General features: G+C 66.0%; 13 protein-coding genes. 4 read left to right on the top strand and 9 right to left on the bottom strand.

Annotated features, from left to right (window positions below):
- Positions 1–2: 2 nt before the first annotated feature.
- The 7 genes from CBW66_RS19610 to CBW66_RS19640 form a co-directional block, all read right to left on the bottom strand.
- Positions 3–743 carry a hypothetical protein gene (locus CBW66_RS19610; RefSeq protein ID WP_170933149.1) on the bottom strand — a complete coding sequence of 247 codons (741 nt, stop codon included), beginning with the start codon at positions 741–743 and terminating at the stop codon, positions 3–5.
- Between the two features lie 103 nt (positions 744–846).
- Positions 847–2,241, bottom strand: a complete 1,395-nt coding sequence (locus CBW66_RS19615; RefSeq protein ID WP_086138974.1) for an efflux transporter outer membrane subunit — start codon at positions 2,239–2,241, stop codon at positions 847–849.
- Positions 2,238–3,428 (bottom strand): HlyD family secretion protein, encoded by a 1,191-nt coding sequence (locus CBW66_RS19620; RefSeq protein WP_230492048.1) that lies wholly within the window; start codon positions 3,426–3,428, stop codon positions 2,238–2,240. Before CBW66_RS19620 ends, CBW66_RS19615 begins: the two co-directional genes overlap by 4 nt.
- On the bottom strand, positions 3,415–5,109 hold the full coding sequence (locus tag CBW66_RS19625; RefSeq protein ID WP_205701237.1) for an MFS transporter: 1,695 nt from the start codon (positions 5,107–5,109) through the stop codon (positions 3,415–3,417). Before CBW66_RS19625 ends, CBW66_RS19620 begins: the two co-directional genes overlap by 14 nt.
- 197 nt (positions 5,110–5,306) lie before the next feature.
- Positions 5,307–7,718 (bottom strand): catalase, encoded by a 2,412-nt coding sequence (locus tag CBW66_RS19630; RefSeq protein WP_086138976.1) that lies wholly within the window; start codon positions 7,716–7,718, stop codon positions 5,307–5,309.
- Positions 7,719–7,957: 239 nt separating this feature from the next.
- Positions 7,958–8,311 carry a YqjD family protein gene (locus CBW66_RS19635; protein ID WP_086138977.1) on the bottom strand — a complete coding sequence of 118 codons (354 nt, stop codon included), beginning with the start codon at positions 8,309–8,311 and terminating at the stop codon, positions 7,958–7,960.
- 329 nt (positions 8,312–8,640) lie between these two features.
- Positions 8,641–9,060, bottom strand: coding sequence for a DoxX family protein (locus tag CBW66_RS19640; protein WP_205701236.1), 420 nt, complete (start codon positions 9,058–9,060; stop codon positions 8,641–8,643).
- Between the two features lie 158 nt (positions 9,061–9,218).
- Here CBW66_RS19640 and CBW66_RS19645 point away from each other — a divergent pair, with 158 nt between their 5' ends.
- The 3 genes from CBW66_RS19645 to CBW66_RS19655 all read left to right on the top strand — a co-directional run bounded on the left by CBW66_RS19645 (position 9,219) and on the right by CBW66_RS19655 (position 11,754).
- The gene (locus CBW66_RS19645; RefSeq protein ID WP_086138978.1) at positions 9,219–10,193 is read left to right on the top strand and encodes an alpha/beta fold hydrolase; all 975 of its coding nucleotides are present in this window, start codon (positions 9,219–9,221) and stop codon (positions 10,191–10,193) included.
- A gap of 173 nt (positions 10,194–10,366) precedes the next feature.
- Positions 10,367–11,092, top strand: a complete 726-nt coding sequence (locus CBW66_RS19650) for a sensor histidine kinase (RefSeq protein ID WP_170933143.1) — start codon at positions 10,367–10,369, stop codon at positions 11,090–11,092.
- 8 nt (positions 11,093–11,100) lie between these two features.
- Positions 11,101–11,754: a response regulator transcription factor gene (locus CBW66_RS19655; RefSeq protein WP_086138992.1), complete on the top strand. Its 654-nt coding sequence runs from the start codon at positions 11,101–11,103 to the stop codon at positions 11,752–11,754.
- A gap of 29 nt (positions 11,755–11,783) precedes the next feature.
- Here CBW66_RS19655 and CBW66_RS19660 read toward each other — a convergent pair whose 3' ends face one another.
- Positions 11,784–12,065 (bottom strand): XapX domain-containing protein, encoded by a 282-nt coding sequence (locus CBW66_RS19660; protein ID WP_086138980.1) that lies wholly within the window; start codon positions 12,063–12,065, stop codon positions 11,784–11,786.
- 73 nt (positions 12,066–12,138) lie between these two features.
- A complete protein-coding gene (locus CBW66_RS19665; RefSeq protein ID WP_035828118.1) occupies positions 12,139–12,825 on the bottom strand; it encodes a hydrolase in 687 nt (228 codons plus the stop codon).
- 209 nt (positions 12,826–13,034) lie between these two features.
- Here CBW66_RS19665 and CBW66_RS19670 point away from each other — a divergent pair, with 209 nt between their 5' ends.
- Positions 13,035–13,667, top strand: a complete 633-nt coding sequence (locus tag CBW66_RS19670) for a response regulator transcription factor (protein WP_086138981.1) — start codon at positions 13,035–13,037, stop codon at positions 13,665–13,667.
- The last annotated feature ends 53 nt before the right edge of the window (positions 13,668–13,720 follow it).

The raw sequence follows: 13,720 nt of genomic DNA on the forward strand, positions 1-13,720 counted from the left end.
CATCAGCGGCGCGCCGCTTCCAGGCGCGCCAGCAGCGGCGCATACATCGAACGCGTATGGCTGCTCCAGCGGGCCATGGCGCTGTCGATATCGAGCAGCAGGCGTTCCGACAGCACCTTGTCGCCCTGCTGCAGCGCCCAGATCGCGCACTCGGCGCGGCACTCGAAGCTGTTGTAGCGCGTCAGCGCATCGTCGAATTCCGCTTTCGCCTCCGCCTGGCGCCCGCTTTGCGCCAGCGCGCGCGCCGTCAGCAGGGACACCATCTCGGGACGGAAATGGACGTCGCTGCGGCGGATGAATTCCAGGTGCGTCAGCGCTTCGGCGCCGCGCGCGCATTCCAGATAGGCGCGCGCCGCGCCCAGGCGAATTTCCAGGTCCGATGAAAACGCGCCCCGCAGGCAGGCTTCGTACGTCGCTGCCGCTTCCCTCGCGTCGCCCGCCTCCAGCTGCGCGCTGGCCAGGCGCATCTGGTTTTGCGCCGTCGGCGTGTACTCGAAAGCGGCCTTCGCTTCGCGCAATTCGCGGTTCGGATCGAGCACCTGCACGGCGCTTGATACGACCTTGCGCGCGCCCTGCGGCAGGCGCGAATTGGGCAGGTAGATGGCGAAGAAATACACCACGCTGCCCAGCAGCGGGAACATGAATAAAATGAGCAGCCAGTACAGCTGCTGCCCATTGCGCACCACGTGGATCGCAAAAAATACCGCGATCAGGATGTGGATGCCTATGCCAAAAATCGTCATGCTGCGACCTCGTTCGTTCGTGACGGGAGCAGCTGGCACCATGCCGCCGCTTTCCCCGGTGAGAATATTACACTGGCGGCGGCAAAGCGCCGGGCAAACGCGCCTATTGCGCCTTGGCCGACCAGCCGCCGCCCATGGCGCGGTACAGGTCGACGGAAGCGACGAGGATGCGCGTCTTCAGCTGCAGCAGTCCCACGTCGGCGCTGTACAGGGTGCGCTGGGCGTCGAGTTCCTCCAGGTAGGAGGCGTAGCCATTGCGGTAGCGGTTGTGCGCGATGCGCAGGGTGTCCGCCGCCGCGGCGCGGCGCGCATCGTTTTCCACGGCTTGCTGCTGGAGGCGGTAGATGGCGCCCAGGCCGTTCTCCGTTTCCGCGAAGGCGTTGCGCACCACGTTTTCATACGCGTACACGAGCTGGTCGCGCTGCGCGCCGGCCGCATCCGTCTGCGCCTGCACGCGGCCGCCATCGAACAGGGGGCCGGCCGCCAAGGCCGTCAGGCGCCACAGGGCCGTGGGCGCATGCAGGAAATCGGTCAGGGTCGTCGCCTGCCCGCCCCCTGCCGCCGTCAGCTTGAACGAGGGCAGCAGCTGGTCGCGCGTGGCGGCCAGGCTGGCGTTGGCGGCCGTCAGGTTGTGTTCCGCGCGCGCGATGTCGGGCCGCCGGCGCAGCAGTTCGGACGGCAGGCCGGCCGGCACGCCCGGCGCCGCCAGCTCGGCCAGCGGCAAGCCGCGCGCAATGGGGCCGGGATTGCCGCCGACGAGGACGGCCAGCGCATTTTCCTGTTCGAAGATCTGCCGCTGCAGCTGCGGCACCTGCTCGGCCGCCGCATGGTATTCCGATTGCGCCTGCAGCCATTCCAGGCGCGAACTGTAGCCCACCTCGAACTGCTTGCGCGCCAGCTCGCGCGACTGTTCGCGCAGCTGCAGGGTCGATTGCGCCAGCGCCAGCTGCGCGTCGAGGCCGCGCAAATTCAGGTAGCTTGTCGCCACGCTGGCGGCGATCGACAGGGCCGCCGCATCGAGGCTGGCCTGCTCGGCGCGGTAGCTCTCGGCGGCCGCGTCGCTCAGACTGGCCAGCCGGCCCCACACGTCGATTTCATAGCTGGCCTGCAGTTCGGCCTGGAAGACATTCGTCACGTACGGTTTGCCGCTGGACGCCAAAGTGCGCGTGCGAGTAGGCGAACCGTCGAAAGCCAAATTGGGCGCGCGGTTCGCATCGGCCTGCGCCAGGCGCGCGCGGTATTCCTGCACCCGTGCGCGCGCCACGCGCAAGTCGCCATTGCGCGCCAGCGCCTCGCCCACCAGGTCGCTCAAGACCGGATCGCCGAAGGCTTGCCACCACAGTTGCTCGACATGGGCACCCGTTGCCGCCGGTGCGCCGATGGCCTGTGCGCGCCAGCCGGACGGCAGCTGCAGAGATGACGGGGGCTGCGAAGGCGCCTTGGCGGCGCAACCTGCCAGCGCCAGCGCGGCGGCCATCAATAATGCGCGGCGTGTCATGGCTTGGCTTTCTTTGGCGCAGGCGCAGGCGCGGGATTCTCCGCCGAGTCGTTCAGCACGGCGGAGGTATCGACGCTGACCACCACCGACATGCCCGGCACCAGGCGGCGCGCATTCGCCTGACCCGGATCGATGCGGATGCGCACGGGAATGCGCTGGGCAATTTTGAGGTAGTTGCCCGTCGCGTTATCGGCCGGCAGCACGGAAAACTCGGACCCCGTGGCCGGCGAAATGCGCTCCACCTGGCCCGTCAGCACGGCGCCGTCGAGCGCGTCGACGTGGAAGGTGGCGCTTTGCCCTTCCTGCACGCCGTTCATCTGCGTTTCCTTGAAATTGGCGATCACCCACATCTGGCGTGGCACCAGCGCCATCAGCTGCGCACCCGAATTCACGTAGGCGCCCTGGCGCACCGTCACCTGGCCCAGCTGGCCATCGGACGGTGCCACGATGCGCGTGTTATCGAGGTCGATCTTCGCCGCCTTGACAGCCGCCTGCGCATTGGCCACGGCAGCCTCCAGCGCCTGCTTGTTGACCACCACCGAATGCGCGCTTTGCTGGGCGATGTCGAGATTGGCCCTGGCTTGCGCCAGCGCGGCCGCCATCTGCGCCTGCGTGGCGCGCGACTGGTCGTGTTCGCGCTGCGACAGCGAACCGTCGGCCACCAGCTGCTCCACGCGATTGAGGTCAGCGCTGGCCTTTTTCGCCTGCGCTTCCGCGTTGGCCAGCGCCGCCTCGCTGACGGAAATGCCCGCCTGCGCGCTGGCCTTCTGCTGCGCCCAGTTCGACAGGGCCGCCTGCTGCGCGGCCAGCTGGGCCTGCGCCTGATCGTAGCGCTGCTGGTAGATGCGGTCGTCGATGCGCACCAGCAGCTGGCCTTCCTTGACGTCCATGAAGTCCTGCACCGTCACTTCCACCACATAGCCCGACAGCTGCGTGCCGATGATGGTCACCTGCCCCCGCACGGTGGCGTTTTCCGTCGTCACGATGGGGCTGGTGAACGGCGGCAAACGCCACGCATACAGCACGATCAGCACGCCCACCAGGGCCACGGCGGCAAAGGCCAGCGCGGACAGCCACTGGTGGCGGCGGTCCGGCTGCGGTGGCGTGCTGCTGGCCGCGGGCGCGGGTGGCGCTGCGGGTGCGGGAGCTGGTGCAGGTACTGGCGGCGGGGTGTTATTTTCTGTCATTGCTCGGTTCCGAATTGGTAATGGGGACGATGGCCATGGCCGTCTGCGCATCGCGCACGGGGCCGACCAGACGGCGCGCGCCGGAGGTGATGCGGGTCCAGGACTGGCTGACCAGCATCCAGATCAGGGTGGCGATGGCGACGCCGGCGATCATCAAAAAGACATCGTTGTAAGCGAGGACATTGGCTTCGCGCGTGGCGACGGCGCCCAGGCGCGCCACGCCCTGGGCGCTGCGCAGGGCGGGGTCCATGAGCACGCCGCCATAGCTTGCGGCACCGGACTGCACGCGCGCGGCCACCTGCGGATCGAGCATGGTGAGGTGCTCGACCAGGTAGCTGGAATGGTATTTTTCGCGCGCCGTCTGGATGGTGCCGACGATGGCCGACCCGAGCAAGCCGCCCAGGTTCTGCGTCATGGTAAACATCACGGAAAAACTCACCAGGTTGCGCGGTTCGGCGATCACCGCGCCCATGCCGGCCACCATGGTGGGACCGAGGAAATACGTGCCGCCAAAGGCCAGCAGGAACTGGCTCACATACATGTTGACGGGGCGCGTCTGGCTGGTGGCGTGCGCGTCGATCAGGGCACCAAAGGCGATCAGCAGCAGCGCGAACATCAGCGAACGGTTCAGGGTCGCGGGATTGATCGTCAGCGCGCTGACCACCAACCCTGCCACGCTGCCCAGCAACACGACGATGAACAGGTTCTGCATCTGGTCCGTGTTCAGGCCCAGCGCCTGCAAAAAGCCCACGGCGCCCGTCGATTCGGACAGCACGATGCGAAACAGCAGCACCGATAAAAACAGCTTGGCGATCTTGCCCGTGGTGAGCCAGCGCGTGTTGAGCAGCGGGCGCGCGCGGTTATGTTCGATGGCCAGCGAGGCGGCGATCAGCACGATGGAGCACGCCAGGCACACGCCCACCCACTCCGATTCCATCCACCACGCCGTGCGTCCCTGCGCCAGCACGGCGCACAGCAGGGCCACGCCGGGCGCGAACAACATAAAGGTGAGGAAATCGAGCGGCTCGAACGTCTGCACGCGGTCGCCGGGCGGCAGCTTCAGGGCCAGCACGCAGCCCAGCGCCAGCAGGGCCAGTCCCAGTTCGAACAAGTACAGGCCGTGCCATTCGCCGATCTGCAGCAGTTCTGACGTGAAGATGCGCGCCAGCGGCAAGGCCAGCTGGGCAAAACCCAGGCCCAGCACCACGCCTTTCAGGCGGTGCCGCGCGGGAAACGCCTGCAGGGTGTAATACAGCCCCAGCACCCCCAGCGCGCCGCCCACCATGCCATGCGCGGCGCGCACGGCGATCGCCGACGGCAGGGTATTCGCATACAGGTGGGCGAACGTGACCAGCGCATACAGCACCAGGAATGCTTCCGTAAACAGGCGCAGGCCGAATTGCTGGCGGAACTTCACCAGCAGCAGATTCATGGACACGATGGTCATCACGTAGGCGGCCGGCAGCCACTGCATCTGGTAGGCATAGGCGGCCAGCGAACCTTGCAGGTTCAGCAAATTGGCCGTCACCAGGCCGTTACCGAGCCCTCCCGTCAGCGCGACGATCAGGCCGACGATGAAATACGCGACACGCTTGGGCGTCGAATGTTCGGGCATCGATGGCGACCCGGGCAAGGTCGGGCGTTCGCCCGGCCCCCAGGTGCGAGGTGTGTACTTGTCCATGCGGTAATCGCGATCCGGTTTGCTGAAGCCGTTCTTTGCTGCTGTTATACAAACAGTTGCAAATGAACAGTTCTCATGCGCAGCATATCACCGCAGAACGTTTTTATTGTTTACATTGTTGCATGGCGTTGCACAGGTGGCGGAAACGAGGTAGGCAACGGGGCCGGCGGAACCGGCCCCTGTGCTGCAGTTGATGCTTACACCCGCGGCGGGTCCGTCTCGCGCGCGAACGCGCGGTGGGCGGCCAGCAGCTTCTTGAAGGCAGCCACGGCTTTCACGACATCGGCGGACGGCGCCACGATGATGGCGGGATCAGGCTTCCCATCCGGCAAGGTCGTCGGCACGCCGGCCTTGTCCAGCAAGCCCTTGCCGGCGCCGATGGCCAGCATCGGCTTGCAGTGGCGGTACTGCAGGCGCAGGAAGTCGAGCGCATTCGCGTCGCTGCCCAGCTGCTGCACGGCGCCCAGGCCGTCCGGCACCACGACGGCGTCGAACAGCACGGACGGTCCCGTTTCGAGCGAGATTTCCACGTCGAGCGGCGCGCCGCCGCTGGTGTCGACTTTCCCCAGGTGGCTGCCCACCAGGCGCGGCACGGCGCCGTCGGCCAGCAAGGACGCATAGATGCTGCGCACCTGCGCCCCATCGCTGCCCGGCCCGACGAGGATGGCCACGCGCAGGGTATGGATGCCCGTCTTGCCGGGGCGGAAAAAGAGCGACAGCGCCGGCGATGGCGGATACGTGGGCATGGGCAGCATGGAGGCGAGCGGCATGGCCGGCGGCAAGGCCAGGCCCAGCGCGTCGGCCAGGCGCTGCGCCAGCGTCTCATCGACATTGCGCAGCATGGCGACGATGCGCTGGCGGATCGCCACCGTCTGCACCTTGCTCAGCTCAAAGCGGAACGCATGCACGATATGGTCTTGCTCGACCGGCGTCTGGCTGATCCAGAACAGCCGCGCCTGCGCATAATGCTCGGCGAATTTCTCGGGCTTGCCGCGCACCTTGTCGCCTTCGGTCGCGGCGGGAAAACTGTTAAAGCCCTTCGCCCCCGCCTGGAACGGACAGCCGCCCGCCAGCGAGTTCGGCTCGTACGCGACCCGGCCCCGGTTGATGGCCTGGCGGTGGATGCCGTCGCGCTGGTTGTTGTGCACGGGCGCCAGCGGCGAATTGATGGGGATTTCATGGAAGTTGGCGCCGCCCAGCCGCGTGATCTGCGTGTCGATGTAGGAATGGATGCGGCCCTGCAGCAGCGGGTCGTTGGAAAAGTCGATGCCGGGCACGATGTGCGCCGTACAGAATGCCACCTGCTCCGTCTCGGCGAAAAAATTGTCGGGATTGCGGTTCAAGACCATCTTGCCGACCGGAACCAGCGGCACCAGCTCCTCGGGAATCAGCTTGGTCGGGTCGAGCACGTCGAAGGGAAACGCTTCGGCCTGCGCTTCCGTGAAGACCTGGAAGGACAGCTCGTACTCGGGATACTCGCCGCACTCGATGGCTTCCCACAGGTCGCGCCGGTGGAAGTCGGAATCGGCGCCGCTGATCTTGACGGCTTCATCCCAGACGAGCGAATGCGTGCCGGCCATGGGCGACCAGTGGAATTTGCAGAATACGGACTGGCCCTTGGCGTTCACGAGGCGGAAGGTATGCACGCCGAAGCCCTGCATCATGCGATAGCTGCGCGGGATGGCGCGGTCGGACATGACCCACATCAGCATGTGCGTGATTTCCGGCGACAGCGAGGCGAAATCCCAGAAGGTGTCGTGCGCGCTGGCCGCCTGCGGCATGCCATTGTGCGGCTCGGGCTTGACGGCGTGGACCACGTCGGGAAATTTCATCGCATCCTGGATGAAGAAGACGGGGATGTTATTGCCGACCAGGTCCCAGTTGCCCTCATCCGTATAAAACTTCACGGCAAAGCCGCGCACGTCGCGCGCCGTATCGGTGGAGCCGCGCTCGCCGGCCACCGTGGAAAAGCGCACGAAGACGGGCGTGCGCTTGCCCGCCTTGGCGAACGGCGCGGCGCGCGTCAGCTTGCTTTGTTCCTTGTAGCATTCGAAATAGCCGTGGGCGGCCGAGCCGCGCGCATGCACGACGCGCTCGGGGATGCGCTCGTGGTCGAAATGCGTGAGCTTTTCACGCAAGATAAAATCTTCCATCAGGGTGGGGCCGCGCAAGCCCGCCTTCAGCGAGTTCTGGTTGTCGCCGACGGGCACGCCCTGGTTGGTCGTCAGCACGCAGCCGCTGTCGTCGCTGCGGGCGCCGTCGAGCGAGGCGTTGCGCGCATTCTCGCCCAGCGCGGGCTGGCCATCGCCCGTCTTCGGCGACGCTAGCGTTTCGCCCGTGGTACTGGCCGTGGCCAGCGGTTCGCCGGCCGCCACATGCACGCCTTCGATCGGCGTGCGCGCCGCCTCGCCATACTGGCCGGCTTCCTTGGGATTGACGGCCATGGCGGCGGCCAATTGCTGCCCGGCGGCCGTCTTTTGCAGCAGCGCGCGGGTTACGTCATTGTCCGCGCCCAGGCTGTGCGGCGCATTGCTGTCGGATGGGCCGGACATGCTGCTCAATACGGAACCAGCACCGTCCGTGGACGGCGTTTTCTTGTTGGTAGCCATTACGTCTCCTGTGAGTAATTTGCCCCGGGAGAACGCTACAACTCCCTCATTCAGCGCACGAACAGGGCAATCAAAATAATGATGGGAATAGGTATGCCAATCAACCACAACAAAATGGAGCGCATCATCACTCTCCTTTACCGCTTGCTACTACCTTGTGTGCGTGGGCGCGGCTCCGGTCCGCCATCACGGCGACGGGAACAGCGCCCACGACAAATCCTACAAAAAAGGCGTAAAACTTATTTACGCGAAGCCAGCAGTTTCGACAGGCCATAACCGGCCGCTGCCGCAATCAGCAGGGACACGGCCGGACGTTCGCGCACGTAGTCGCGGCCCGTCTCGCCGGCGCGCTGGCAGGCGGCGCCCAACTGCTTGCCGCGCGCCATCAGGCGTTCGGACGCCTTGTTGACGGTGTCGCTGACCTGGTCGATGCGGTCGCCCACCTGGTCCACGCCGTCGTGGGCGCGCGTGGCCATCTTGTCGGCCAGGGGCTGGGCCTGGCTTGCCACCTTGTCGATGGTGCGGTGCAAGTCCTGGCGGGTATCCTGGGCCGTGCCGTTCATCTCGGAGCTGGTTTTTTCAATCGCGTTCATGATGGTTTCCTTCAAAGGTGAATAAATCAACCATGCTCGATGCCGTGACCGAATCATGATTCTCCTCGCTTCTGGGAAAAAGAAGCGGCTAAACGCTGCCGGGCTGAGCCATATCAAACTCTGGATCAGCAGCAAGCTGTTGGCACCACCTTAACCGTACGCACCGCGCGCCACCGTGCGCTGGCTCACCTTGTAGACCAGACTTAAATTCCTGCCGGAAATAACAATCCCCGCCGGCCTGGTGGGGTGGGCGGGGATGCACAGCGCACCCATGCGCTTATGCCCGGCGGCGGTGAGCCATGCAGCCGCTGCGCCGGGAGTGCGTCATCTCATGGCGACAGCAGTTTCGCATCGAGCGAATGGCGTCCCGCGCCACTGATGGCAATGGTGCCGAAGACGATGATCAGCAGCCAGCCGAACTGGCCGTCGGCGATGCTCCAGTCCGGGTGCACGAGCAGCATCGACACGCCCAGCAGGAACAGCAGGGGCAGGCAGGCCAGGCGCGTCAGCAAGCCGGCGGCGACCAGCAACGGGCAGAGGATTTCCGCGAACAGGGCGCAGTACAGGGTGACGGCGCGGCCCAGGTGCAGCGGGTCGTCGATGTGCGCCAGTTCGTCGGAAAAATGCAGCAGCTTGGGCAAGCCGTGCACGTGCAGCACCAGCAGCGCGCCGCTGATGCGCGCGAACAGCAGGCCCGCATCGGGTGTAAAAGGTCCGGCCAGGGCCGCCATCAGTTTTTTGACATGCATGATCGCTCCGGGAAAATAGCCATCATAGGCAGGCGGATGCCCGCGCGCGACTGGTCTTTTGGCAGAGGCGCCGGCCCGCGCGAAGGCCTAGACTGGCCGCTGCCATCACTGGTCCAGGCCGTAAGCGGCCCCTCCCCCATCCCCGAAGGAAATGCATCATGTCGAAAAAAATCGAAGCCGAAGAAGTCAACTCCCGCCGCAAGCTGCTCGTCAGCGTCGCCGGTGTCGCCGCCGGCGCGGGCCTGCTGGCCGCCGGTGGCGCCAGCGCCGCCGCCAAGCCAGCCGCTGCCGCCGCGCCAGGCAAGCTCACCGTCAATAGCGTCACCGTCAAGGATGGCACCGTCATCCATTTCAAGGACTGGGGCACAGGCACGCCCGTCGTCTTCAGCCACGGCTGGCCATTGCAGGGCGACGCCTGGGAAGACCAGATGATGTTCCTGGCCAGCCACGGCTACCGCGTGATCGCGCACGACCGCCGCGGCCACGGCCTGTCCAGCCAACCATGGCAGGGCAATGACATGGATACCTACGCCGACGACCTGGCCACCTTGCTCGACGCGCTCGACATCAAGGGCGCGACCCTGGTCGGCCATTCGACGGGCGGCGGCGAAGTGGCGCGCTATATCGGCCGCCATGGCGAAAAGCGCGTGGCCAAGGCCGTGCTGGTGGGCGCCGTGCCGCCGCAGATGGTCAAGTCGGACACCAATCCCGGCGGCTTGCCGATGTCCGTGTTTGACGGCATCCGCGCCGGCGTGCTGGCCGACCGTTCGCAATTCTTCAAGGACCTGACGGTGCCGTTCTTCGGCGCCAACCGTCCCGGCAACAAGGTCTCGCAAGGCATGCGCGATACGTTCTGGCTGCAGGGCATGCAGTGCGGCATCAAGAACGCCTACGATTGCATCAAGCAGTTTTCCGAGACGGACTTCACGGCCGACCTGAAGAAAATCTCCGTGCCGACCCTGGTGGTGCACGGCGGCGACGACCAGATCGTGCCGATCGACGCTTCCGGCAAGGCCGCGGCCAAGCTCATCAAGAACGCCAAGCTGGTCATCTATGAAGGCGCGCCGCACGGCTTGCCGGCCACCCACAAGGACCGCCTGAACGAAGATTTGCTGGCCTTTATCAAGTCCTGATCCGCTCTTCGCTTCCCGCACCGCCGGCCCGCCCGGCGGTGTTTCCCGCCCCTGCTTTGCAAAAAAACCGTCCGCCTCCCCCATTCGTATAAGTGCCCTGGCGGCGATGGCATGCATACTTGTTGCAATGCGGCATACGCCGCGACAGCGACAGGAGCACGGCGATGGCCAGCATGCATTATTTACCTCAGACGCAAGACCCCGGCCTGGCGCAGGCGCAGGGCATGGGCGCCATCGGCGAATTCGCCGCATCGGTCGCGCATGAGGTGCGCCAGCCGCTGGCGGCCATCGCGCTCAATGCCGATGCCGCCTTGCGCTGGCTCGATCACGATCCGCCCCGCCTCGACGAGGCGCGCGCGGCGCTGGCCCTGGTCGCCAGCGCCGGCAGCCATGCCAGCGCCGTGCTGCGCAGCGTGCATGGCCTGGCCTGCCATGCGCCGGGCAGCCACGCTCATTTCGTGGCCGACGACGCCGTGCAGGAACTGCTGCCGCTGCTGCGCGCGCCACTGCAACGCCACGCCATTCACTTGGAAACGCAGCTGGCGCCGGGCCGCCCGCCGTTGCGCGCCGACCCGGTGCAGTTTCGGCAAGTCATCCTGAACCTGCTGATGAACGCCATCGAAGCCCTGCAGGGCACCAGCGGCCGGCCGCGCACGGTGCTGCTGTCCTCGCGCCTGGATGCGGGCGTGCAGCATTTCAGCATCGCCGACAATGGCGCCGGTATCGCGCCGCAAGTGGCCGAGCGCCTGTACCACGCCCTGTATTCCAGCAAGCCGGACGGCATGGGCATGGGCCTGGCCATCTGCCGCCGCATCCTCGACGCGCATGGCGGCCGCCTGTGGCATGCGCCCGGCGCGCCCCACGGCAGCGTCTTCCACTTCACCCTGCCAGCACCATGAAAGCCAGCATGCACACGCCCCTGCCCCGCGACGACGACGCTCCCCCTATCTCGCTGCTGATCGCCGACGATCACCCGCTGATCCTGGCCGGCCTGGCTTCGCTGATCGCATCCCTGCCAGGCTTGCGCCTGCTGGGCCAGGCCGGCACGGGCCGCGCCGCCGTGCAGCTATACCGTGAACTGCGGCCCGACGTGGTGCTGATGGATTTGAACATGCCGGAAATGCATGGCGTCGAGGCGATCGAACGCATCTGCGCGGACGACGCGCAAGCGAAGATCGTCATCCTCACCACCTACCAGGGCGAGGACAGCGTGCACCGTGCCTTGCGCGCCGGCGCGCGCGGCTACCTGCTGAAGGATTCAGGCTTCCTGCAACTGACGCAGTGCATCGGCCAGGTGGCCGGCGGCAGGCACTACCTGCCGCCGGAACTGGCGGCGCAGCAGGCCGGCCGCATCGAGGCGAATCGCCTGTCGAAACGCGAGCACGACATCCTGCTGCACCTGTCCGCGGGCAAGAGCAACAAGATGATCGCGCGCAGCGCCGGCATCGAGGTGGGCACCGTCAAATTCCACGTAAACAATATTTTGACCAAGCTCAACGTATCAAGCCGCACCGAGGCGGCCACGGTGGCCGCCCGGCGCGGCTTGCTGGGCGCGTTCTAGCGTATTTATCCGGACCCGGCCGCCAGGGTTCAGGCGGCGCTGTCTTCCTGCTGCTGCGACTCGGCCTTGGCCAAGGTCGGCTTGGCGTCCACGCCGCTGATCTTCGGCACGCATTCGCTGCGCAGCCACGACACGGTCACGGCTTCGCCCGCCATCAGGCGCTTGACGCTGGGGACGATCTGCTCGCCGATCAGCATGCCCAGCAGGCCGATCAGGGCAATCGCGGGCGGCGCCGGCGAGCGTACCTGCAAGACGGCGTAGATGATGCCGACCAGCAAGCCCACGGCCAGCGAAATCACATATAGCTTCATGGCGCATTCCTTTCGATGAAAAAAAACGCCGCGCGCGGTCAGGCGCGCGGCGCATGGCACAGCCGCGCGGCGTTTACTTGGCCGGCACCGGCGCCAGGGTGGCGTGTTCGCCATGGATGCGCTGCGGCGCCTTGTGCACCATCGTGTAGGCGTAGTCGACGCCCATGCCGTAGGCGCCCGAATGCTCGCGCACGATGGCCATGACGGCGTCATAGGTCGCCTTGTGGGCCCAGTCGCGCTGCCATTCCAGCAGCACCTGCTGCCACGTCACGGGCACCACGCCGGCCTGGATCATGCGCTGCATGGCGTAGTCGTGCGCTTCCTTCGAGGTGCCGCCCGAGGCGTCGGCCACCATGTAGATCTCGTAATCGCCTTCGAGCATCGCGCACAGGGCGAAGCTGTTGTTGCACACTTCCGTCCACAGGCCCGAGACGACGACTTTCTTCTTGCCGTTGGCAGCCAGCGCATCGCGCACCTTCTGGTCGTCCCACGAATTCATCGAGCTGCGCTCGAGGATATCCTTGCCGGGGAAGACGTCGAGCAGTTCCGGATAGGTGTGGCCGGAGAAGCTTTCCGTTTCCACCGTGGTGATGATGGTCGGGATGTTGAACACCTTGGCGGCCTTGGCCAGGCCCACGGTATTGTTTTTCAGCGCCTGGCGGTCCATCGACTGCACGCCGAACGCCATTTGCGGCTGCTGGTCGATGAAAATGATCTGGCAATTGTCGGGGGTAAGGACTTCCAGTTTCGGATTGGTCATGATGTCATCCATGAAGAGTGGGGTTGAGTGGGTACTGCCGTGCATCGTATGCCTGGCGGCGCGCCCGCACCACTATCTAAATATAGGCTGACATGCAGGTTGCCTCCCGGCATCCCTCCTGCAGGAGGGCGGGCGCTGCGGTAAAATACCTTTTGCTCACCATGCTGCGACGACTCTTGATCGATAACCCCTCTTTGCCAGGCAATATCATGCACAGCGATACGGCGCCGATACGCGTCCTCATCGCCGACGACCACCAGTTGCTGCTCGACGGCATCACGGCCCTGCTGCGCGCCTTTCCCGGCGTGGCGCTGGTGGGCCAGGCCACCGATGGCCGGCAGGCGGTGCAGCAATTCGACGCGCTGCTGCCCGATGTCACGCTGATGGATTTGCAGATGCCGCTGATGAGCGGCCTTGACGCCATCGGCGCCATCCGCGCGCGCCATCCGCAGGCGCGCATTATCGTGCTGACCACCTACAAGGGCGATACGCAGGTGCTGCGCGCCATCCGCGCGGGCGCGTGCGGCTATGTGCTGAAAAGCGCGCTGCGCCACGAATTGCTGGCGGCGATACAGAACGTGCACGCGGGGCGGCGCCACATCGCGCCCGAGATCGAGGCGGAACTGGCGCTGTATGCGTGCAGCGACGTGCTGTCGAACCGCGAACTGGACGTGCTCAAGCAGGTCGCGCAAGGCAATTCCAACCGCGAAACGGGCGCCCTGCTGCAGATCAAGGAAGAAACCGTCAAGGCCCACATGAGCACCATCCTGGCCAAGCTGGGCGCCAGGGACCGCACCCACGCCGTCACCATCGCGCTACGGCGCGGCATCCTCGACGCCTGAGCGGCGCCAGCGCTGCCACCAGCGGCGCAGCGGGCCGTGCGCCGCCGGCCAGG

This window comes from Janthinobacterium sp. GW456P, from assembly GCF_002127655.1.
GTDB lineage: Bacteria > Pseudomonadota > Gammaproteobacteria > Burkholderiales > Burkholderiaceae_D > Janthinobacterium.

What these genes read in the sequence shown, in the direction of transcription:
- CBW66_RS19640 (WP_205701236.1), bottom strand. Translation starts at nt 9,060, where the DNA reads ATGCATGTCAAAAAACTGATGGCGGCCCTGGCCGGACCTTTTACACCC.
- CBW66_RS19660 (WP_086138980.1), bottom strand. Translation starts at nt 12,065, where the DNA reads ATGAAGCTATATGTGATTTCGCTGGCCGTGGGCTTGCTGGTCGGCATC.
- CBW66_RS19645 (WP_086138978.1), top strand. Translation starts at nt 9,219, where the DNA reads ATGTCGAAAAAAATCGAAGCCGAAGAAGTCAACTCCCGCCGCAAGCTG.
- CBW66_RS19610 (WP_170933149.1), bottom strand. Translation starts at nt 743, where the DNA reads ATGACGATTTTTGGCATAGGCATCCACATCCTGATCGCGGTATTTTTT.
- CBW66_RS19625 (WP_205701237.1), bottom strand. Translation starts at nt 5,109, where the DNA reads ATGGACAAGTACACACCTCGCACCTGGGGGCCGGGCGAACGCCCGACC.
- CBW66_RS19655 (WP_086138992.1), top strand. Translation starts at nt 11,101, where the DNA reads ATGCACACGCCCCTGCCCCGCGACGACGACGCTCCCCCTATCTCGCTG.
- CBW66_RS19620 (WP_230492048.1), bottom strand. Translation starts at nt 3,428, where the DNA reads ATGACAGAAAATAACACCCCGCCGCCAGTACCTGCACCAGCTCCCGCA.
- CBW66_RS19670 (WP_086138981.1), top strand. Translation starts at nt 13,035, where the DNA reads ATGCACAGCGATACGGCGCCGATACGCGTCCTCATCGCCGACGACCAC.
- CBW66_RS19630 (WP_086138976.1), bottom strand. Translation starts at nt 7,718, where the DNA reads ATGGCTACCAACAAGAAAACGCCGTCCACGGACGGTGCTGGTTCCGTA.
- CBW66_RS19650 (WP_170933143.1), top strand. Translation starts at nt 10,367, where the DNA reads ATGCATTATTTACCTCAGACGCAAGACCCCGGCCTGGCGCAGGCGCAG.
- CBW66_RS19635 (WP_086138977.1), bottom strand. Translation starts at nt 8,311, where the DNA reads ATGAACGCGATTGAAAAAACCAGCTCCGAGATGAACGGCACGGCCCAG.
- CBW66_RS19615 (WP_086138974.1), bottom strand. Translation starts at nt 2,241, where the DNA reads ATGACACGCCGCGCATTATTGATGGCCGCCGCGCTGGCGCTGGCAGGT.
- CBW66_RS19665 (WP_035828118.1), bottom strand. Translation starts at nt 12,825, where the DNA reads ATGACCAATCCGAAACTGGAAGTCCTTACCCCCGACAATTGCCAGATC.